This window comes from Candidatus Darwinibacter acetoxidans, assembly GCF_041936445.1.
Taxonomy (GTDB): Bacteria; Bacillota; Limnochordia; order Darwinibacteriales; family Darwinibacteriaceae; genus DTU010.
In genome coordinates, this window is the sequence record NZ_JBHGXH010000031.1 from 1 (window position 1) to 19,285 (window position 19,285).

Sequence of the window (19,285 nt, forward strand, 5' to 3'; positions counted from 1 at the left end):
TCCAGGTGTTTTCCTTTTCTTCTTCTTCTGGTACAATGAACGTAGCTCATGGCTCCTCCCTGAACAATGATTTGGTTTTGCACCCTTACATTGTATCAGAGAGCCGTGAGCTTTTCTTTCACTTAATTCTACAAGTTGCCCTGTCTACCAGGCACTGCCTTCCCTATGGTATAATGAATCGACAAGGTGGTGACCGATGTGCCTTTCCACGCTGAAGCTCTCTTGGGGCCGGAGGGCCTGCTCGCTGACAAGCTGGAATCCTACGAATACCGTCCCGAGCAGATCCAGATGGCTGAACATATCTACCGGGTACTGGGCAGTAAAGAACACGCCCTGATCGAAGCCGGTACCGGGGTGGGCAAAAGCCTCGCCTACCTTCTACCGCTGATCTACTATGCCGTTGAAGAAAACAAACTGGCGGTGATCGCCACCCACACCCTCACTCTGCAGGAACAGCTCTACCATAAGGACATACCCTTCCTCCAGGAAGTGCTGCCCTTGGAGTTCAAGGTGGAAGTGTTTAAGGGCCGCTCCAACTACCTCTGCCTCCGCCGCTGGCAGGAGTTTCTGCAGGGGCGCGCCGGCCAGCTCAGTCTGGTCACCGATCTTGAGGCCCTGCAGCGCTGGGCCGGGGAAACGGAGACGGGGGACGTGAGCGAAGTTCCCTTCCCCATTCCCTGGGAAGTGTGGTCGGAGATCTGCTGCGAAAAGGAGAGCTGCCCCGAGGAGCGCTGCTCCCATTTCAAGGGCTGCTTCTACTGGAGCCTGCGCCACCGCCTGGCCAAGGCCCACCTGATCATTACCAACCAGGCCATGCTCTTGGCCGATGCCCGCACGGAAGGGCGGGTGCTGCCTGGGCTTGATGCGGTGGTGATCGATGAAGCCCACAATTTGGAGGATGTGGCCACCAATGCCTACAGCCACCAGCTCACCCGCAAGAGCTTCCTGGCCTATTACCGCACCGGGGTGCAGCTTCTGGGGGTACTCCGGGACTATGTCCCAGAATATGTGGTGCAGGACCTCCATGTGGTTTTGGACCAGCTGGTGAAGGAAGCGGGCCAGTACTTCAGCCAAATCGAAGGTCTGATCACCAGCCACACGGTGCCCCTCCCGGGGGCAAACCGCGGCGTTTTCGCCCAAACCACTTTGGACAAGCACCTCAAAGACATCCAGGAGCTGCTCAAGGAATGCACCCTGGAAGAGGAAGGGGAAGCTTTGGGCCTTGTGGAGCAGTTCACCTCCTTCACCTCCAGGCTCCTGGACTCCCTGGAATTGATCCTCGCGGCTGAAGATCCCGCCTACGCCTACTGGGCGGAAATACAAAACGGGGAGCCCTGCCTCACCGCGGCTCCCATCAAGATCGGGTCCCTGTTGGAGGAAACCCTCTTTAACCAGACCCCTTCGGTCATCCTAACCTCGGCCACCTTGAGCACCAACCATTCCTTCGCCTACATCCAAAACCAGTTGGGTCTGCATAAGGCCGCGGGGCTCATTTTAGGTTCCCCCTTTGCCTACGACCGCCAGGCCATCCTCTGTGTGCCCAAGGAGGCGAAGAACCCCAAGCACCCCCGCTACGCCCATTACGTGGGCTATTTGGTCCTGCGCACGGCGGCTGCCACCAAGGGCGGGGTTTTGGCCCTCTTCACCAGCTACAGCCTGATGGATCAGGTGGCGGAAGCTATCTGGCCCAAACTGGAAGCGGAAGGATATGACCTCTACAAGCAGGGGGATGGACCCCGCCTGAGCCTCATCGAGAGCTTCCGGGATAACCCCCGTTCACTGCTTTTTGGTACCAACAGCTTCTGGGAAGGGATCGATCTGCCCGGGGAGGCCTTAAAGGCTGTGGTGATCACCCGCCTGCCCTTCACGGTACCGGACCGGCCCGTCATCGCGGCGCGCCTGGAGGCCATCGCCCAAGCGGGGGGTAACCCGTTTTTGGAATACAGCCTGCCCCAGGCCATCCTCCGCCTCAAACAGGGGTTCGGCCGGCTGATCCGCAGCAGGCAAGACAAAGGCGGTGTGATCATTCTCGATGAACGCATCCTCACCACCGCCTACGGAGCAAGCTTCTTGGATTCTCTACCCCCGGCGCGCTTCACCCGCGACCTAGAGGAGCTCCGCCTCCTGTTCGGCCACTAACTGCACATCGTAAAGCGGACCGTTTTTCACCACCCGCACCCTTTCCACCGCATCCCCCACCAGGATCTCCGTGGGCCGTATTTTGCGCACCACCTGATACAGGGTGGAGCGGATGGTGGATTCGTTGACATCCTCCCGGATCTGCGCGAATCTCTGGACCACCGCCCTGGCGGGAACTCCCTCGGGATACTCCTGGGCTAAGAGGTAGAGGGTTCCCACAATCTGACTGGTCAGGGAGGGACGGGCATCCCGGGGGCTGCCCGACTGCTTTAGCAAATTGTCCAGTTTGCGCAGATCCTGCTCCTTAGCCGCTAGCTTTTCCCGCAGTTCCTCAATTTCCGCCTGCAGCATCTCCCGGGCCTGTTTGAGCTGCTGCCGATAACCCATGTGATCACCCCTTCAGGTCGCAGAAGTGAGCAGTCCTGATAGCTCCTGCCTCTTGCCTCCTGAATTATTCCCCGCTTCCCCCCGTAATATTACTGCCGGCAGCCCAACGCATGACCAAAAAGACAAAGATGGTGCCGCCCAATAAAATGGGGATATAAAAAACCACGGTTCGCCAGAGGACGATGAAGCTGGCCAGTTCATCGGGCTGCAGTACGCTGTCCAAAACCGCCCAGGAGATTCCTTCGGAAAGACCGGCACCGCCGGGGATGGGGGAAAACACGGGGGCCACGCCAAAGAGTACCGCCAGGGCAAAACGCAGCCCGGGATAGAAGATGCCAAAACCGCTGAGCAGAAGAAAACTCCCCGTGTAGTAGACCACATAATAAGCAAAGGCCACAGCCACACAAAGCAGATAGCGCCCCTGCCCCTTGGTGAGCAGCAGCTCGTAAGCGGAACGGAAATCGGCGATCCACGCTGCGGAACGGGATTGACCGCCTCTTTTGCGGAAGAGCCACTGGAAGATCCGCTCACTGCGGACAATGGCGAACTGCAGAGCCGTGAGGATGGTAAGATACGCCAGGGCCCCGTACTTCACCCCGGTAAAGTAGGGTGCCAGGTCGAAGGGCACACTGCGCAGCGTGGCCGAGGTCACAAAGGCCAAAAGGGCCAGGGCCGTCTGCCCCGCGAGCCCCCCGCCTAAAACCACCGCGGTCGCCTGTGGGGACCTAAGACCCCGGCGGTAGAGGTAGTAGACGATGAGGGCACCGCCGCCGCCCGCGAAGGGCGTAACCAGGGTGAGGAAGTTAGCCGCCCCCAGGATGATGGCCAGTTCCCACCAGGGAATGCGCTGGCCCAGGGCCCGGGCCAAAGTGCCGATGCGCTGCCCATCCACTAGCCAGGCCGCCAGCACAAAAAAGAGGGCACCAAAAAAATAGCTGAGCGGATACTGCCTCAGCTCCTGGAGGACATCCCGGGGGTTGACCATCTGCCAGAAGATCACAGCCAGGACCGCGGCGCTCACCACCAGCGCAATAAGTAATCCCCGCCAAGGGATTTTCCATTGCGGCTTGTCTGTCTTATCCATGGCCTAGTACCTCAACTGTTCTGTATGGGTAATTAAGCGCGATTGCGGGTAATAGGTGTTCAAGATGGTTAAGTAATCGTGGCCTGCTTCGGCCATGCCCTTCGCCCCCCACTGGCTCATGCCCAGCTGATGACCTGCCCCGCCCCCGTAGACCTGCACCGCCTGCAGCTTGCCGCTGCCATCCCGCTGAACCTCCAGGAAGAAATGGGCGCTGGGCAAAAGCGTCTGCCGGCCTAGGCTGTCCCGCACCCGCTGCAGGGAGGCGGGCTGCAGGGCCCGGCGCACGTTTAACTCTCCGTCGATCCAAGCTTCTCCCTGACTGCCCACAAGGCGCAGCCTAACTACCCGCCCCCGCTCATCCCGCTCCGCCGCCTCTAGACCCACCAATTCCCCAAAGCCACTGGGGAGGTAAGGGGCCAAAAGCCGCGCCAGCTCCTCCCGGCTGAAGGAGCACTTCCAGCGAAACCAGGGGGAACTGCCCTCCAGGGCCAGCTGGCTCAGATCCTGCCAGCTGGCCAGGTCGCTGAGCATCCCCCGGGGCGAGGTGGAGTAAAAATAGGTTGCACTCACCGTACCGTCGGGGTTCACTAAAATCTCCCCGTCAGTCTCTAGGATGGCTTGGCTGGCCCGGGGAGATTCCAATTCGTTGTTATACACCTGGGAGTTGGTGCTGTCCGCGACGTGGAAACCCAAGTGGCCCTGGCGGGAATAGACCGCTTGGGCCACCGCGTAGGTGCGCGCCGCCACCGCCTGGGCCTTCAACGCTTCCAGGGGCCAGGTAACCGGCATTTCACTAGGCACAACCTGCCGGAGGTAATCCTCCAGGCTCACCTCGTTGATGGCCAGGAAGGTATCCCCTTCCGCGACGGTGAGCTCAAAACGCCCCCGATAGCGGGGGAAAAAGGGTGTGCCCACACCCCGCTGAAAAGAATCGATCTGGATCAGGCCGCCCGGGTCGGTTTCCACATAGATGCGGGGGCCGAACTCCCAAAGGTTCCCCCGCCCGTCCACCACCTGGAACCCGCCATCCTGGACGGACACCACCGTCTGTTCCCCGGCCTGGAGCTGAAAGCCCCGCCCGGTACCCTTTTCCTCCACATACAGCCTGGTGGGGGAAGAAAAACGCAGCTCCCGATGTTCGATGCCCTGGAACTGGTCGGTGCTGATGGCCACCCTGATGGTGCGGATATAGAGGGGATCGTACACATCAAAACGGACCACTTCCCCCAGGAAGAGGGTGGCCACCACCTGCTCAAAACCCACCTTCACCGCATCCAGGGGAATGGGCAGGATTTCCTCTTCCCAGTGCTGGTAGCACTCCACCTCGGGGCTGATGGGCAGAAATCCATGGTGCTCGAATTCCACCAAATCTTGGGAGATGCGGAGGATCTTGTCCGCGGGCAGGGCCAGGGGCTCCTGGCAGCCGGGGGCCAGATCAGGCCCGCCGGAGGCCAGGGCTGCCCCGGCAAAGATCAGCAGCACAGACCAAACCACAACCAACTTCTTCATGAATAGGATGCTCCTTAGGCCCTTTTGAGCCGGCGATGTTCCTTAAAGGTGCACTTATCCTGAACGAAAATGAGCCCCCGCTCTTTAGCCAGAGCTTCCGCTTGGGCGTTGACGATGCCCTCTTGGAGCCAAATGGCTTTGATGTCCCCTCGCTTGAGGGCATCTTCCACCACAGGAAGGACTTCTTCAGAAGGCCGGAAGATGACAACCATGTCCACTGGCCCCTGGATCTCACTCACTTTGCTATACACCTTTTCGCCCAGAAGCTCCGGGCCGGCGAAGGGGTTGACGGGGTAAATCTTGTACCCCTGGATCTGCAGATAGCGGGGAACGGTGTGGGCCGCCTTGGCTGGATCTCTGCTTAAGCCAACCACCGCGATGTTCTGGAGAGCTAGAGCCTGTTCAACCGGATTCTGCATGGAACCGCGCTCCTTTCTCAGCCCAAGGGGGAAAGGGTGTGTTATAATAAATACTAAATGCCGTTCAAAGGAGTCAGCGCCTTGTCTACCTGTTTGATCTTGGACTGTTTTTCTTTAGTATACCGCTCTTTTTTCGGATTACCAACATCTATTAGACGGCAGGATGGTCAAATTATCAACGCCGTCCTCGGCTTTTATAATACCCTAACCAGTTTGATGCGGCAATTCCAGCCGGATTACCTCTTCGTAGCCTCCGATCACCCCAGCCCCACCTTCCGTCACGAACTCTTTCCCGCCTATAAAGAGCACAGGCCCCCCATGCCGGAGGAGCTGAGGGGCCAGATTGAACTGATTGAAGAGGTGATCGCCAGTTTCAGCATCCCCTTGGTGAGTCTCGCCGGCTACGAAGCGGATGACATCATGGGTACCATGAGCCACTATGCCCCGGCGGACACCCACTGCTATCTGGTGACCACGGACCGGGATGCCCTGCAGCTGGTTTCGGAGCGGGTAACTGTGGTGGTCCCCAACAGCAGGGCCAACAAGCTCTTCACGCCGGAGATCGTCCGGTATGAACTGGGCGTTCCCCCAGAGCGAGTTCCCGACTACAAAGCCCTGGTGGGCGACAGCAGTGACAACATTCCAGGCATTCCCCTGGTGGGGCCCAAAACGGCAGTGCGCTGGCTGGATATGTTCGGTTCCCTGGATGAGCTGATCAAAAACGCCGATCTGCTGCCGGGGAAAGCCGGGCAGAACCTGGCGCAACAACAAGAAGAGGCCCACCTCTATCGGGAACTGGCCACCATCGAGCGCAGCGTCCCCACCTACTGCTGCTGGCAGGCGGGGCGCCTAGCCTTTGCCGAGGAAGATGTGCGCCGCACCCTAGACTCCTTGGGCATCCGGGCGGCCGTTCCGGAAATTGGCTAAACTAGCAAATAGCCGCTAGCTGAGCCTAGCGGCTTTCTTTCCAAGCTGAAGTCCTGCACCTTAACCCATCACCACCACAACCTCGTTCACGGTACCCCGCGGCTGGGCTGGGATTTCCCCGCTGAGGGGTTTCCCGTTGAGGGTGATGGACTTGACGCCCCGTTCCACCCCTTGGGGGTTTTCCACGGTGATCAGATACAGCGCCCCCCGCCACCTGCGGTTAACCTTGAACCCGGGCCAGTCTGCGGGGATGCAGGGATCCACGATCAACCCGCGGTACGAGACCCGCACGCCCAAGATCCAGCGGGTCGCGGCCACGTAGTTCCATCCGGCACTGCCCGTGAGCCAGGGATGCCGGGCCCGCCCGAATAGTTCGTGATCTCTACCCACGATAAATTGGCAGTAAGAATAGGGTTCGGCGTGGCGGATCTCGATCTCGTCGTTTTGGTTGTAGGGCAAAAGCGCATCGTAGAACTTCATGGCCCGGGAGCCCCGGCCCAGGCGGCATTCGGCAATGATCGCCCAGGGGTTGGGATGGCTGAAGATGGCCGCGTTTTCCTTGATGCCAGGGTAGACCCTGGTGACAAACCCTACGCCGTCGTCGGGCTTGGTGTAGGCGGGCCAGACCAAGTGCAGACCCCGGGGGGAATAAAGATAGCGGTCCACCGCATCCATGCAGGAGAGGGCCCGCTCCCGGGAAGCAGCCCCGGAGAGAACAGCCAGGGCATTGGACTCCAAATGGATCCGCCCTTCTTCGTTCTCCCTGCTGCCGATTTTGGCGCCCTGGGCGGTGAAGCCCCGCAGGTACCACTGGCCATCCCACAGCTCTTCCTCGCAGGTGCGCCGCACCTTTTCCGCCAGGGCCGTGTAGCACTCCACATCTTTTCCATGTCCCAGGAATTCCGCGGCCTCAATAAACTCCTGCAGCGCCCAGTAGTGCAGAAAAGAAACCATGGCACTTTCCCCGCCGCCCAGGTTCAAGCAGTCGTTCCAATCGGCCCACAGCCCCTTACAGATACCCCGCTGCCCCACCTGTGCGGCGGAAAAGTCCAGGGCCCGCTTGAGGTGTTCGTACACCGCAGCCTCGCCCCCGTCGGCGAAGGGATAAACTTCCTGGAAAAAGCCCACATCCGCCGTTTCCTTAACGTACTCGCACACCGAGGGCACCAGCCACAGATGATCATCGGAACAGGTGTCTTCCAGCCCGTGAATCAAGCTGCTTTTCGGAGGCTCCGGGACCACAGTGGGCGATTTGAACTTGGGCCGGGGCGGCCGGGAAGGGTCGAAGAGCTCTGGCTCAAACAGGTGCAGCCCGTATCCTTGGCTCACCTGTGCCCGGAGGAGTTCCTCCAGGCGCTGCTTGACCTTTGCGGGGTTGGTATGGGGCACGCTGTACACATCTTGGGCTGTATCCCGATAGCCCAGCCCGGTGCGGCCCCCGACTTCGATAAAAGAAGCAAACCTTGACCAGACCACGCAGGTTTCCGCCTGGTAGAGGTTCCAGGTGTTGATCATGGTGTTCAGGCCTTCATGGGGCGTGCGGCACTGCAGGGCCTCCAGCTTCTGCTGCCAGTGGCGCTGCAGCTCCACAAAGGCCGCATCCACACTGGCGGGATCAGCGTACTTTTTCCGCATCTCCTGGCCAGCGCGGCGATGGCCCACGCCCAAAAGGTAAATCAGGCGCACCTCTTCCCCGGGCTCGAGGCTGAGCCGCTTGTGCAGAGCCCCGCAGTGGTTGCCCCCAAGCTGGCTGCGGTTGGAGCACACTCCCCTTTCCACCGCCACAGGATTGCTTTCCGTGCGGTAGGGGCCGATGAATTCATCTCTTATGGAATCATAGCTGTCGGGCTCGAAGTTGGCGGTAAAATAATGGAAGGTCCACGGTTCGTAGAAAAAGTCATACTCGATGATCCCATCCTGGAGGCTTGAACCGCTGGCATAGAGGCTCATCTGGAAGTTCTGGTTATCGATGTCCACATGATGGAAGGAAAACTCCACATAGGTAAAGACACTTAACCGCCGGGTCTCGGGGGAAGTGTTCTTGAGACGCACATCCCAAAGCTCCAGGTCATCGGCGACGGGAACAAAGAGCAGCTGCTGGGCTTCGATGTCCCGGTAAGAGCAGAGAAATTTGGAGTAGGATAGGCCGTGCCTGCACTGGTAAGCCGCCTTGCTGAGGTCAACGCCCACCGGCTGCCAGGAAACGGACCAGTACTCCCCCGTGGCATCGTCCCGCAGGTAGACGTAGTGGCCCGGGCGGTCCAGGGGCACCCCGTTGGGGCGAAAACGTGTAATGCGGTGATGCTGCGGCGATTTGAAAAAGGAATAGCCGCCGCCGTTGTGGGAGATCACTGTGCAGAAATCCTTTACACCAAGGTAGTTCGTCCAGGAAACTGGGATATCTGGACGCTCGATCACATACTCCCGGTTCGCATCGTCAAAATAGCCGTACCTCATGCCAGCTCTCCTCTATTCGTTTTGCCAGTGTTCAAGACCCCTTCAATCGCTCCAGCCGGCGCTGGGACAAAATGGCCCGGGTTTTTTCAATGGCCTCCTGGGCCCGCTCGTGATCCACCAGGGCCACGGCGATGAACAGAACGTCAATGGTGCTCAGCTGCGTAAGTCGGGAAGCGATGGCGCCGCTTCTAAAGAGATTCTGCTGAGTGGAGGTGAGCAGAAGCACATCTGCTTCCCTGGCCAGGGTAGAGCCGGAGAAACTGGTGATGGCAATGGTCAGGGCCCCGGCCTGTTTGGCCGCGCGCAGGGCCTCCACGATCTCCACCGTTTCCCCGGAAAAGGACAGGCACACGGCCACATCCCCTTCCCGTAGGTGTACCGCGCGGGCGATCTGCAGGTGGGTGTCCAAAAAGGCGCTGGTCCTCAGTCCGATCCGGGAAAACTTCTGCTCCGCATCCAGGGCCACAATGCCGGAGGCCCCCACCCCGTAGAAATGGATTTCGCCGGCATTGGCCAGGGCCTGCACCGCCCGCTCCAGAGCTTCCGTCTCCAGCACTTGGGCAGTTTCCTGCAGGGCGCTGATGTTTGCCTGAAAGATCTTCTCTTTGATGGTCTGCACATCATTGCCCGGCTCCACTTCGCCGTGGATGAGCTGCGGCTTCACCGCCACATCTTGCGCTAACATGATCTTGAACTCTTGATAGCCTTTGTAGCCCAGGCGCTTACAGAACTTAACTACGGTAGCATCGCTTACTTCAGCCTTTTCCGCCAGTTGGGTAATGGAGTAGTGCACCGCCTCCCTGGGGTCGCTCAAGATGACTTGGGCCACGCGCTTTTCAGCAGGCCTCAAGGCCGGGTAAGTCCCGCGAATGTGCAGCAGAGCGTTAGCCAACCGACTCACAGTAACAGCCTCCTTCAGATCAATTGGACACGGCGATCCCGTAGTCCTGGTCTAGGTACTTATTTTCACACCCCCCGTCCGGGAAAACGTTTGTCTCAAAAAGTGTTTATTAATTCACCACAATCAGTAAATTTCCCTGCCACAAAAAGCACTTTGTTCAGGAAAATACTTGTTTGCCGTAGTATTCTAAATTCTCTTGACAATTGCGCCCAAAGATCCTAAACTGGGAGCAAAAAGAGGTGATGCCTATTTGGCTCGTGCTCTTCTTCCACCTGGTGAGTTCACTCCAACCCTACCAAGAGACGAAGTACCACGGCCTTCTAGGCCAAAGCACCCCCTGGGACTGCGGGCCCACCGCCTGCGCCATCCTCTTCCTCTTGGCTGGGGAAAGCACCGAGCCTCAGCTGGAGGCGGTGGAAGGCCGGGGCGTTTCCCTGGCGGACCTGGCCCGCTATTTCCACAGCCGGGGCTGGACTGTGGAAGGGTACAAACTCACCTGGGATGAACTGCACTACTTTTTCACCAACTCCCCCAACCGCCCGCTCCTGGCCCACCGGGACCTGGAGCTCGGGCACTATGTGGTGCTGCTGGGTCTTGTGGAAGGTTTCCTGGTGGTGGCCGACCCCGCCAGCGGGGTGCGGGCGCTGCCGCCGAGGGTCTTCCTGGAAGACTTCAGCGGCTACATCCTCCACTTCCCGGAGCTTCCCCCCTTATCCAGTGTGGAAAAGCTGTTAACCTCAGTGGAACGCCGGCTGCGCCTCTTGAACCAGGCGGTAGCCGAGTTTTGAGGAGGAACGCCATGAGACAACTGGCACAAGTGTTCCTAACCCTGGCGCTGCTGGCCTGCTGCGGCCAGGTGGCCTCGGCAGCCTGGACCTGGGAAACCCAGGTTTTGAGCTCCCCCTACCATGATTTCCGCCTCTTCCACTTTCAGCTGGGTGTGACCTGGCCGGTCCAGGATCAGCTGAGCCTGGCTCTGAAACTCCCTGTACAGCTGGGAGTTGAGCCCAGCGGGCCCCGCCTGGAGCTGCTTCCGGCCCAGGGCAGCGTGGCCTTCTCCTGGCCGCTGCGGGAGGAGCTCACCAGTGAACTGGCCCTGGAGTTGGGAGTCCGCCGAGAGCAGCTGGCGCTGCGGGGCGGGGTTAAACTGGTCTTCGACCCATTGGCTCTGAAGTGCAGCCTCCTGATCCAGGAGGAGGTTACCCTGCAGGCCGGTGTGGCCTTTGCCGCCAATGAAAGATGGGCCCTGGGGGCCCACCTCAGTTACCGCAAAAACTCTCTGCTCACCTACGAACTTCACCACAGCACCGCTGGGGCAAGGCAGCTGACCTTCAGCTACACCCAGGCCCTGGATGGCAGCGTGCAGAGCTTGGGTGTGAAGATCACTTTTTAGGTCAAGCTGTCCCCCAGTTTTTCCAGCTCGTTGAGGAACGCGTCGAAGACCTGCATGGCCTGGACGATGGGCTCGGGCTTGCTTAGATCCACGCCGGCCCGGCGCAGGAGGTTCAAGGGGTAGTCGGACCCGCCGCTGGCCAGGAAGGTTAGATAGCGCTCCCGGGCGGGCTCCCCTTCCTCCAGGATCTGTTTGGCCAAGGCGGTGGCGGCGGCAAAGCCCGTGGCGTACTTGTACACATAAAACGGCCTGTAGAAGTGGGGGATCCGGGCCCACTCCATGGCGATGAGCTCATCCACCACGATATCATCGCCGAAGTACTTCTTGTTTAAGTCGTAGTAGATCTCCATGAGCTGTTCGCAGGTGACCGGTTCGCCCCTGCCCACCTTGTCGTGGACGATCATCTCGAATTCGGCAAACATGGTCTGCCTAAATACCGTGCCCCTAAACTCGTCCAGGTAGTGGTTGATCAGGTAAGCCCGGCGTTTGGGATCTTCTGTCTTGCCTAGAAGGTCGGTGTTGAGCAGTGCCTCATTCAAGGTGGAGGCAACCTCCGCCACGAAGATCCGGTAGTCGGCGTTGGGATACTCCTGGTGCTTGTTGGAGTAATAGGTGTGCATGGCGTGGCCGAGCTCATGGGCCAGGGTAAACACGTCCTTCAGGTTGCCCTGGTAGTTCATTAATACATAGGGGTGTACCCCGTAGGCACCCCAGGAATAGGCGCCGCTGGTCTTGCCCCGGTTTTCCAGCCAGTCGATCCAGCCATCCCGGAAGGCCTGCTCCAGATCGCTTAGGTACTGCTCGCCCAGGGGCTGCAGGCCTGCCCGCACCATGTCCACCGCCTGCTCCCTGGGGATCTGCTCTTCCTCCAGCGCCACCATGGGCACATAGAGATCCCACATATGCATCTCGTCCAGGCCCAAGAGCTTCTTGCGCACCCGCACATAGCGGTGGAGCAGGTGCAGGTGCTCGTGGACCGTCTGGATCAAGTTGGTGTACACCTCAGGATCCACATTATCGGTGAAGAGGGCAGCTTCCAAGGAAGATTTGTACTTCCTGGCCCGGGAGAAATAGAGTTCCTTTTTCACCGCTGCGGTATAGGTCGCGCCAAGGGTGTTTTTCCAGGCGGAGTAGGTTTCATACATGGCCTTAAAGGCCGCTTCCCGCACCTTGGGATCCTGGGACTCCAAGAATTTGATGTAGCGCCCATGGGAAAGCTCCACCATCTCCCCTTCTTCGTTGGGGATTTCCGGGAAGCGCAGGTCCGCGTTGTTGAACATGCGGAAGATATTCCCCGGTGCCCCCGCCAGTTCACCCGCGGCGGCCAGGAGCTCCTCCTGTTCCGCGGGGAGCACATGGGGTTTCATGCGCAGCAGGTCCTCCAGGTAGTGCCGGTACACCGCGAGTTCCGGGATCTCCTCAATCCAGCCCCGGACCACTTCCGGGTCCAGGCTGAGGATCTCCGGCTCCAAAAAGGCCCCGGCACTGCTCAGCTCCACCGCGGTGGAAATGGCTTGGCCGGCAAAGCCTTGGTACTTGGTATTAGCATTATCCTCGTCCTTGCGCATGTGGGAATAGGCGATGATCCTCTCCATCAGCAGAGTGATCTCATCGCGAACTTTCAGGGCCGCAAGCAGGCTCTCTCCGGAGGTGATGGTGCCCCTTAAGGCCAAGATGCGCTCCTTGCCAGCCTTGGCTTTGGCTAAAGCCTCCTGAAAGGCTTCATCGGTTGGGAAGATGTCTTCCAGCTTCCATTTCAAATCCTGTGGAACTTCAGCGCGCGTTGGCAGCTTGCTCATGTGGTTCACTCCCCTTTCTGCTTTCCCTCCCAATTCTCCACCGGCGGAATCTCTCCTTCCCCCACCACCCAAAAACAGGATCACCATCCTTTGTGGCGAAATACAAGGGGTGAGGTGTTGTCCATGAGTACGGCTGAGGTCTTTGCACTGGATATCGGCACCCGGAAGATTGCCGGCCTGCTCCTGGCTGCCGCGGAAGATGGCTTTGAACTCAAAGAAGCCGTCGTGGAACAGCAGCTGCCGGGGGCCATGGCCGATGGACAGATCCACCATATCGAGGCGGTGGCCAAGGTGATCAGGCGGATCAAGGGGCGGCTGGAAGAAGCCTGCGGACGCCCTCTGCAAAAGGCAGCCGTGGCCGCGGCGGGCAGATCGCTCCGCACCGAAGTGGGCACTAGCTCCCTGACCTTCCCCCTCAACCACCGCATCAGCGCCGATGAAGTGAGGGCCCTGGAGCTGGATGCGGTCCGGGCAGCGGTGGAGCAGCTGGCCCCCTCCAGTGAGGGCGGGGTGATGCACAGTTACCTCTGCGTGGGCTACAGCGTGATCCAGTACTACCTGGACGGCGAACCCATCGGCTCTTTGGAGGGACATCAGGGATCCACAGCCCAGGTGGAGGTGATCGCCACCTTCCTGCCCCGCATCGTCATCGATTCCCTGAGTACCGCCCTGGAGCGGGCGGGCTTGGGGATGCTCTCCCTAACCTTGGAGCCCATCGCGGCCATGCACGTGGTGGTGCCCCCCACCATGCGTATGCTCAATATCGCCTTGGTGGATGTGGGAGCCGGAACCTCCGACTTGGCCATCTCCGCGGAGGGAACGGTCAAAGCCTACGGCATGATCTCCTACGCGGGAGATGCCCTCACGGCCGGGTTGGCGGAGCACTTCCTGCTGGACTTCAAAGTGGCTGAGCAGCTGAAAGTGGGACTAAAGCCCCAGGAGCCCGCCCACTGCCGGGATGTGTTCGGCAATGACCTCACCCTCGCCTATGAAGAGGTTGTGGCGGTGATGCAACCCCGGGTGGAGACCTTGGCGGAAAAGATCGCCGGGGAGATCATCGCCTTAAACGGCTGCGCTCCCAAGGGTGTGATCCTCATCGGAGGCGGCAGCCGCGCCCCGGGCCTGGCGGAACTGGTGGCCCAAAAACTCAACCTCCCTGCGAACCTGGTGCGCCTGCGGGATCGGGAAAGCCTCAGCAGCGTGCAGGGGAGCCCCCACTTCCACGGACCCGAAGCCATAACACCCATCGGTATCGGCTGCACACACCTGGACCGCAGATCCATGGAGCTGATCTCGGTCACCGTCAATGGCAGCCGCCTGCAGCTCCTGCAGATGCCCACCACCACCGTGGCCGAAGCCCTGCTCCATGCTGGCTTGATCCCCGCCCAGTTGGTGGGCAGGCCCGGGCCAGCTTATACGGTGGAGCTAAACGGCCGCTGCATTACCCTACCCGGTTCTTCGGGCCAACCAACGGTGCTCACCAAGAACGGAGAACCCTGCGAGCTGGGGAGCACCCTCGCGGATGGCGACCGCCTGGAGGTCATGCCAGGCCAGCCTGGAGAGCCGCCCCAGGTCACCCTAGGCGAGCTCATCGATGCGCCGGCCCTGGTGAAAAACATCGGCCTGAACGGCTCTCCCCTGGAGGTCAAACCACTAGTGCGGGTCAACGGCGGGGAAGAACCCTTTACTTACATCCTGCAGGATCGGGACAAAATCTCCCTCACGCCCATCACCAGCTACCGGGAGCTCTTTAGCCTTCTGGATATCCCTTTAGAGCGCACCCTGTCCTTCTTCCTCAACGGCAAAGAGCAGACTGCCGGGGAAAAGTTGGAGCTTGTGGTGGATGGCCTCCCCTGCCCCTTAGATACACCCATCCGATCTGGCCAGGACGCCGCTTACCTCTACAAACCCTGGACCCTCAGGGACCTTTTCCCGGTGAACTCTCAACACATCCCCGGGATCGTGGTGCAGGTGAACGGCGCCAAGGTGGAGCTCAATCATAAAGAGCCGGCCCCGGTGGTTAACGGGCAGCAGGTGGCTTTGGACTATGTGATAAAGCCCCAGGACAGGATTGAGTTCCAACCCAATCTCGCTGGGGCCCTGGGCGAGTATATTGTCACCGACATTTTCCGGAGTTATGAGCCCGATGAGGCTTTCACCACTAAGGGCGGCCACATCCTGGTCAATGGCGAAAAAGCGGGCTTTACCACGCCCATCAAGCATGGTGATGTGGTGGAGCTGGTACCCTACGGGGCGGCAACCGGAAACTCCTGAATGCCGGCCGCGTAGGGGGCGATCTCATACAGGCCGAAACAGATCACCGCGTCGGTTTCCGTAAGGTAAAAACCCTGATCCGCGGTGAACAGCCCAGGTGTGAACTGGTCGATGAAGAACCATTGCGGCTCCTGGGCTATTTTTTCATTAATGGCCTCGGCGGCGCGGTCGATCTCCTCTTCGGTGGGGAACAGCTCAAAGAAGCTGAGTTCCTGGCCTGTGGTCAAATCCACGTTGATGTAGTCGCAGTAAGTCATGCCGTGGGCGCCCCCGGTGAAGGTATAGGTGGTCAGGACTATGCTGAGCAGACCTCCCCGGTTCAGCTTCACCTCGAACTGCACAATTCCCTGGAAGGGAAAGGCCGCAAAGATGGGCTCCTCTTCCAGGACCATGTGGGCCGTTTCCTGAAGAAAAGCCGCCAGATCCTGCACCGCCTGGCGCAGATTCTGGTTGAACTGCTCCTCCCAGACCGGATCAGGGGCGCCGGCCAGCTGGGGCACCTGGGCGGTGATCTCCAGCTCAGGCGAACGATACTCGTACCGGTACTCCGAAACCACCAGCTGATTGGGATACCCCTGGGCCATGCGCTGCCAATAGCTGCTGGCTGCGGCGCCAGTTCCCCACATGCCGCACACAAGGATCAACACCAGACCAGCCAAACCGAGCTTTTTCATGGTAAACACCCCTTCGTTGGATTACCGAATAATTCCACCCCTCTTCCCCACTTCCCTGCGCCCCAGAACGCCCGAAGAAACAGGTTGAGGCCGCTACTCGAAGCGCACCACCGCGGTGTCCTCGGTGGGGTTCTTGCCCGCGAGGATCATCTTCAGTTCGTACTCCTGGCCCTTCAGCTCGGAGTTATACACCTCTTCCGTGAGGGCAAAACCGAGGCTCTGCTCGATTTCCTCCCACAGGGGCAGCAGGGAGATGCTGGGAAGCTCGTAATCGTCCGCCACACCACCGACAACCCATATGGATTCACCTATGGATTCCGTATGCTCATACACTACTTCTCCGGCACCGTCACGCACCTCGATGACCGCGCTCTCCAGTGTGTAGGAGAAGCTCAAACCCGACATTTTGAACTGCAGGGTGATCCCGGTAAGCTCGCTCTGCTGGAAGCGGATGGTAATGGGATCGGGCTTGATGGTGAAATTGATTTTAGGCGCTAGACAGCCCGCCAGGAAAATGACGGCCACAACAAGGCTCAGCAGTTTCCAGTGTTTCACTGAGGTTCCCTCCCGCACCGCGTTTTGCTGCTTGTTTCTCTACAGACCCGCCATCACCTGCCAGGAAGGGGGCTTTTTTGCCGGGGATGAGAGGAGCTCCAGCAGGCGAGTCGAATTCCTACAGGGATTGCCTGGCTAGAAAGGAAGATGCCTAGTGGCGCTGCTTCTGGGCGCTTTAATTTTGGGCTTTATCGCGGCCCGCTGGCGGCTGCTCCCCGGCTCCCTGCGGCCAAGGGTACCCGCTTTAGGGAGCGCAGCCCTTTTCCTCCTCCTTTTTGCCCTGGGCCTTTCCTTGGGCAGCAACCAGGAACTGATCTCCGCCCTGCCTGTTTTGGGACTGCGGGCCGTGCTGCTGAGCGTGGGCACCCTTGGCGGCAGCGTGCTGCTGGTGTGGCTTGTGGCTGAGTTAGGGGGGAAAGGCCGGTGACCTGGAAGATCGTGGGGAGCCTCATGGCGGGGGTGCTCTTGGGCCGCCTGCTCAACGTGGAAAACGGAGAAGTCCTGGGCCTGGTGGGAGATTTTGCCCTGGCCGCCCTGCTCTTTGCCGTGGGCTTTAGCCTGGGCGCCGATGCAGATCTGGGCAGGAAGATCAAGGGACTGCCCAAGATCTATCTGGCTGTTCCCTTCTTGGTGGCCGCGGGTTCCCTCATAGGTGCGGTGGCCTTGGGGCTGCTTGGCGGTGTGGTACCTGGTGAGGCGGCCCTGGTTGGTGCCGGTTTTGGCTGGTATTCCCTTTCGGCGGTGCTCATCGCCCAGGGCTATGACCTGACCTTGGGCACTTTGGCCCTGCTGACTAACGTCTTCCGGGAGTTCTTGGCCATCCTGCTCATCCCAGCGGTGGCCAGAAGGCTCGGTAAAGCGGCGGCGGTGGCCCCCGGGGGAGCCACCGCCATGGATGTGACACTGCCCATTATTGCGGCCCATACCGACAGCCAAACGGCTATCTTGGCCTTTTATTCAGGCACTGTACTCAGCGCGCTCGTGCCTGTGGTCATTCCCTTTATTCTGCAGCTGCTCCAAAGCTGAGGTGCTACTCCACCTGGCCGCCTTCCCTGAAGCTGAAACTTGGGTTCCTCTGTTCCAAAAGCCAGGGAATCAGCTCAGGTTCGTTGTAGGCCAGGGTCCAAGAATCATGTCCCACGCCCGCGTACTTGGTGAACCGGATGGGCGCCTGGAGATTGAGCAGCACCTCCACCAGATCTTCTGTCATCTTGCAGGGCACCACTGGATCATCTCCTCCGTGGAAGGCCCAGATGGGCACGTCTTTTAGCACCGCGATGCGCTCCGGAAAGCCCATGAGCCACCAGGTTCCCCCGCAGATAGGCACCAGGGCGGCAAAGGCCCGGGGCTGGTGCACGGCCCAGTGCCAGGTACCAAATCCCCCCATACTGAGCCCCGTGAGGTAAATGCGCTCCACATCCACGGCGTAGTTCCTGATAATCTCCAAAAACAGCTGATCCAGCTCATCCAGGCTGCGATCCCAGGTCCAGTTCTCCGGGCACTGCGGTGCCACAATGATAAACGGGAACTCCTTACCTTCCTTCACCTGCTTGAGGGGGCCGTGGACCGCGACCAGGTCGAGATCGTCCCCCCGCTCCCCTGCACCGTGGAGGAAAAACAGTACAGGCCAGCGCTGCTCCCCTCGCCCCTCGTAACCCGGCGGTAAGTACAGAGCGTAGGGCAGCTGAAAGGGCTTAACAACAGTACCTTCGATCTGTTGATGAAGAACTCTCTGCGACAAAGTCTAACCATCCTCTCTGCATCACGCTTCTTGCGGAATTATAGAACGTGGTTAGTACTTCTTGTTCCGCCCCGCTTTTCCTTGTCAAAAGGGAAGAAAGGTAAGCCCCCTTGGCCGGAGCCAACGGTGCCCTCACCACCTCCGCCTGGGGAAAGAGCAGGCCCAGGAGGTACTGCACCCGCTGGCGGATGAATTCCGAGCCCAAGAGCAGGGGACCGTACAGACCGATCACCGGATCAGGCCGGCTGAAGCGCTTACCCAGCCTGGTGACGAGCCGGACCAGATCCAGGGCGATGTCACTGGCAGCCGCCAAAGCCCAGGGGTTACCCTGCCGGCTCAGCCGGTCCAAAAGCTCAGCCAACTCTGACAGACACTGGCCGTTTTCCTGCAGTTCCTGGATCTTGAGGAAATCCGCCAATTCCGCACTGGTTCCCCACCGCGCCCAGCTGGCCAGCTGGGCGTCGATGCGCCTGCCGGGAGCATTGAGGAGTTCCCCTAGCTGAGCGCGATGCTGCTGCCCCCCTTCCGACTGGAGGACGGCCAGACCCACCTGGCTGCCCATGAGCAGCAGACGCTCCTTGGGGCTGTGCAGTCCCAAGGCGCCGCTTGTGGCATAGTCTTCCACCTGTACCACCGTATCATCAACCAAACCAGCCACCACTGGCAGCAATTCCTCCTGGGTCAGCTGGTGGCCCTTTTTGTATGTAAAGCAAACCCCTGCTATTTTCGACCGGCTTTCCTGGCCCACCGCCTCAATAATCCTTTTCAGATTGGACCTGGCGGTTTTGACGCCCCAATAACGGTGGTTCACAGAACCGCCCCTCCCGGTGGAGAGAATCTCACCGGATGAATCCCCCACAACCACAAATGTGCAGTAGTTAGTGTCCGCAATCCCTAGAAATAGTCTGGTCTCCATGCTCAGTTGCCTAAGTAGCCCGACTTGACCCTCATTCAACTGGGATAAAGATTCTGTCTATTTTAGGGATCTCGACTACTCGGCACATTCCCCCCCTTTAGTCCCAAGTT

General features: G+C 59.7%; 18 protein-coding genes. 7 read left to right on the forward strand and 11 right to left on the reverse strand.

Annotated features, from left to right (window positions below; translation table 11 throughout):
• The first annotated feature begins 198 nt into the window (after nucleotides 1–198).
• Nucleotides 199–2,139 carry an ATP-dependent DNA helicase gene (locus ACE4YL_RS00810; RefSeq protein WP_461359090.1) on the forward strand — a complete coding sequence of 647 codons (1,941 nt, stop codon included), beginning with the start codon at nucleotides 199–201 and terminating at the stop codon, nucleotides 2,137–2,139.
• Here ACE4YL_RS00810 and ACE4YL_RS00815 read toward each other — a convergent pair.
• The 4 genes from ACE4YL_RS00815 to ACE4YL_RS00830 form a co-directional block, all read right to left on the reverse strand.
• Nucleotides 2,107–2,526 carry a hypothetical protein gene (locus ACE4YL_RS00815; protein WP_461359089.1) on the reverse strand — a complete coding sequence of 140 codons (420 nt, stop codon included), beginning with the start codon at nucleotides 2,524–2,526 and terminating at the stop codon, nucleotides 2,107–2,109. The genes ACE4YL_RS00810 and ACE4YL_RS00815 overlap by 33 nt on opposite strands.
• Before the next feature lie 64 nt (nucleotides 2,527–2,590).
• A complete protein-coding gene (locus ACE4YL_RS00820; protein WP_461359088.1) occupies nucleotides 2,591–3,610 on the reverse strand; it encodes a lysylphosphatidylglycerol synthase transmembrane domain-containing protein in 1,020 nt (339 codons plus the stop codon).
• 3 nt (nucleotides 3,611–3,613) lie between these two features.
• Nucleotides 3,614–5,119 carry a SpoIID/LytB domain-containing protein gene (locus ACE4YL_RS00825; protein WP_461359087.1) on the reverse strand — a complete coding sequence of 502 codons (1,506 nt, stop codon included), beginning with the start codon at nucleotides 5,117–5,119 and terminating at the stop codon, nucleotides 3,614–3,616.
• 14 nt (nucleotides 5,120–5,133) lie between these two features.
• Entirely contained in the window at nucleotides 5,134–5,538 is a 405-nt protein-coding gene (locus ACE4YL_RS00830) for a CoA-binding protein (protein WP_461359086.1), read from the reverse strand.
• An 81-nt stretch (nucleotides 5,539–5,619) separates the two neighbouring features.
• Between ACE4YL_RS00830 and ACE4YL_RS00835 the strand changes: the two genes are divergently transcribed.
• Entirely contained in the window at nucleotides 5,620–6,465 is an 846-nt protein-coding gene (locus ACE4YL_RS00835; RefSeq protein ID WP_461359085.1) for a 5'-3' exonuclease, read from the forward strand.
• A 60-nt stretch (nucleotides 6,466–6,525) separates the two neighbouring features.
• Here ACE4YL_RS00835 and ACE4YL_RS00840 read toward each other — a convergent pair whose 3' ends face one another.
• Together ACE4YL_RS00840 and ACE4YL_RS00845 are read right to left on the reverse strand one after the other, a co-directional pair.
• Complete coding sequence (locus ACE4YL_RS00840; protein ID WP_461360492.1) at nucleotides 6,526–8,922, reverse strand: GH36-type glycosyl hydrolase domain-containing protein; 2,397 nt, start codon at nucleotides 8,920–8,922, stop codon at nucleotides 6,526–6,528.
• Between the two features lie 31 nt (nucleotides 8,923–8,953).
• Nucleotides 8,954–9,823: a MurR/RpiR family transcriptional regulator gene (locus ACE4YL_RS00845; protein WP_461358785.1), complete on the reverse strand. Its 870-nt coding sequence runs from the start codon at nucleotides 9,821–9,823 to the stop codon at nucleotides 8,954–8,956.
• Nucleotides 9,824–10,065: 242 nt separating this feature from the next.
• Between ACE4YL_RS00845 and ACE4YL_RS00850 the strand changes: the two genes are divergently transcribed.
• Together ACE4YL_RS00850 and ACE4YL_RS00855 are read left to right on the forward strand one after the other, a co-directional pair.
• The gene (locus ACE4YL_RS00850) at nucleotides 10,066–10,611 is read left to right on the forward strand and encodes a cysteine peptidase family C39 domain-containing protein (protein ID WP_461358784.1); all 546 of its coding nucleotides are present in this window, start codon (nucleotides 10,066–10,068) and stop codon (nucleotides 10,609–10,611) included.
• Nucleotides 10,612–10,622: 11 nt separating this feature from the next.
• Nucleotides 10,623–11,216 carry a hypothetical protein gene (locus ACE4YL_RS00855; RefSeq protein ID WP_461358783.1) on the forward strand — a complete coding sequence of 198 codons (594 nt, stop codon included), beginning with the start codon at nucleotides 10,623–10,625 and terminating at the stop codon, nucleotides 11,214–11,216.
• On the opposite strand, the gene pepF is transcribed toward ACE4YL_RS00855, so the two are convergent.
• Complete coding sequence (gene pepF, locus ACE4YL_RS00860; protein ID WP_461360491.1) at nucleotides 11,213–13,015, reverse strand: oligoendopeptidase F; 1,803 nt, start codon at nucleotides 13,013–13,015, stop codon at nucleotides 11,213–11,215. The two genes, ACE4YL_RS00855 and pepF, sit on opposite strands and share 4 nt — an antisense overlap.
• A gap of 123 nt (nucleotides 13,016–13,138) precedes the next feature.
• Here pepF and ACE4YL_RS00865 point away from each other — a divergent pair, with 123 nt between their 5' ends.
• Entirely contained in the window at nucleotides 13,139–15,289 is a 2,151-nt protein-coding gene (locus ACE4YL_RS00865; RefSeq protein WP_461360490.1) for a cell division protein FtsA, read from the forward strand.
• On the opposite strand, the gene ACE4YL_RS00870 is transcribed toward ACE4YL_RS00865, so the two are convergent.
• Both ACE4YL_RS00870 and ACE4YL_RS00875 read right to left on the reverse strand, forming a co-directional pair.
• Nucleotides 15,262–15,963 carry a DUF3298 and DUF4163 domain-containing protein gene (locus tag ACE4YL_RS00870; RefSeq protein WP_461357736.1) on the reverse strand — a complete coding sequence of 234 codons (702 nt, stop codon included), beginning with the start codon at nucleotides 15,961–15,963 and terminating at the stop codon, nucleotides 15,262–15,264. The genes ACE4YL_RS00865 and ACE4YL_RS00870 overlap by 28 nt on opposite strands.
• A gap of 93 nt (nucleotides 15,964–16,056) precedes the next feature.
• Complete coding sequence (locus tag ACE4YL_RS00875) at nucleotides 16,057–16,518, reverse strand: hypothetical protein (RefSeq protein ID WP_461357737.1); 462 nt, start codon at nucleotides 16,516–16,518, stop codon at nucleotides 16,057–16,059.
• A gap of 154 nt (nucleotides 16,519–16,672) precedes the next feature.
• Here ACE4YL_RS00875 and ACE4YL_RS00880 point away from each other — a divergent pair, with 154 nt between their 5' ends.
• Entirely contained in the window at nucleotides 16,673–16,945 is a 273-nt protein-coding gene (locus tag ACE4YL_RS00880; protein WP_461357738.1) for a LysO family transporter, read from the forward strand.
• A complete protein-coding gene (locus tag ACE4YL_RS00885; protein WP_461357739.1) occupies nucleotides 16,942–17,544 on the forward strand; it encodes a LysO family transporter in 603 nt (200 codons plus the stop codon). Before ACE4YL_RS00880 ends, ACE4YL_RS00885 begins: the two co-directional genes overlap by 4 nt.
• 4 nt (nucleotides 17,545–17,548) lie before the next feature.
• On the opposite strand, the gene ACE4YL_RS00890 is transcribed toward ACE4YL_RS00885, so the two are convergent.
• Together ACE4YL_RS00890 and ACE4YL_RS00895 are read right to left on the reverse strand one after the other, a co-directional pair.
• Complete coding sequence (locus ACE4YL_RS00890) at nucleotides 17,549–18,259, reverse strand: carboxylesterase family protein (protein WP_461357740.1); 711 nt, start codon at nucleotides 18,257–18,259, stop codon at nucleotides 17,549–17,551.
• A complete protein-coding gene (locus ACE4YL_RS00895; protein WP_461369022.1) occupies nucleotides 18,213–19,175 on the reverse strand; it encodes a hypothetical protein in 963 nt (320 codons plus the stop codon). The genes ACE4YL_RS00890 and ACE4YL_RS00895 overlap by 47 nt, the downstream gene beginning before the upstream one ends.
• Nucleotides 19,176–19,285: the final 110 nt, after the last annotated feature.

Excerpts from the sequence above, each read along its gene's own strand:
- ACE4YL_RS00815 (WP_461359089.1), bottom strand. The coding sequence starts at position 2,526 with ATGGGTTATCGGCAGCAGCTCAAACAGGCCCGGGAGATGCTGCAGGCG.
- ACE4YL_RS00820 (WP_461359088.1), bottom strand. The coding sequence starts at position 3,610 with ATGGATAAGACAGACAAGCCGCAATGGAAAATCCCTTGGCGGGGATTA.
- ACE4YL_RS00825 (WP_461359087.1), bottom strand. The coding sequence starts at position 5,119 with ATGAAGAAGTTGGTTGTGGTTTGGTCTGTGCTGCTGATCTTTGCCGGG.
- ACE4YL_RS00830 (WP_461359086.1), bottom strand. The coding sequence starts at position 5,538 with ATGCAGAATCCGGTTGAACAGGCTCTAGCTCTCCAGAACATCGCGGTG.
- ACE4YL_RS00840 (WP_461360492.1), bottom strand. The coding sequence starts at position 8,922 with ATGAGGTACGGCTATTTTGACGATGCGAACCGGGAGTATGTGATCGAG.
- ACE4YL_RS00850 (WP_461358784.1), top strand. The coding sequence starts at position 10,066 with ATGCCTATTTGGCTCGTGCTCTTCTTCCACCTGGTGAGTTCACTCCAA.
- ACE4YL_RS00855 (WP_461358783.1), top strand. The coding sequence starts at position 10,623 with ATGAGACAACTGGCACAAGTGTTCCTAACCCTGGCGCTGCTGGCCTGC.
- pepF (WP_461360491.1), bottom strand. The coding sequence starts at position 13,015 with ATGAGCAAGCTGCCAACGCGCGCTGAAGTTCCACAGGATTTGAAATGG.
- ACE4YL_RS00865 (WP_461360490.1), top strand. The coding sequence starts at position 13,139 with ATGAGTACGGCTGAGGTCTTTGCACTGGATATCGGCACCCGGAAGATT.
- ACE4YL_RS00870 (WP_461357736.1), bottom strand. The coding sequence starts at position 15,963 with ATGAAAAAGCTCGGTTTGGCTGGTCTGGTGTTGATCCTTGTGTGCGGC.
- ACE4YL_RS00895 (WP_461369022.1), bottom strand. The coding sequence starts at position 19,175 with ATGGAGACCAGACTATTTCTAGGGATTGCGGACACTAACTACTGCACA.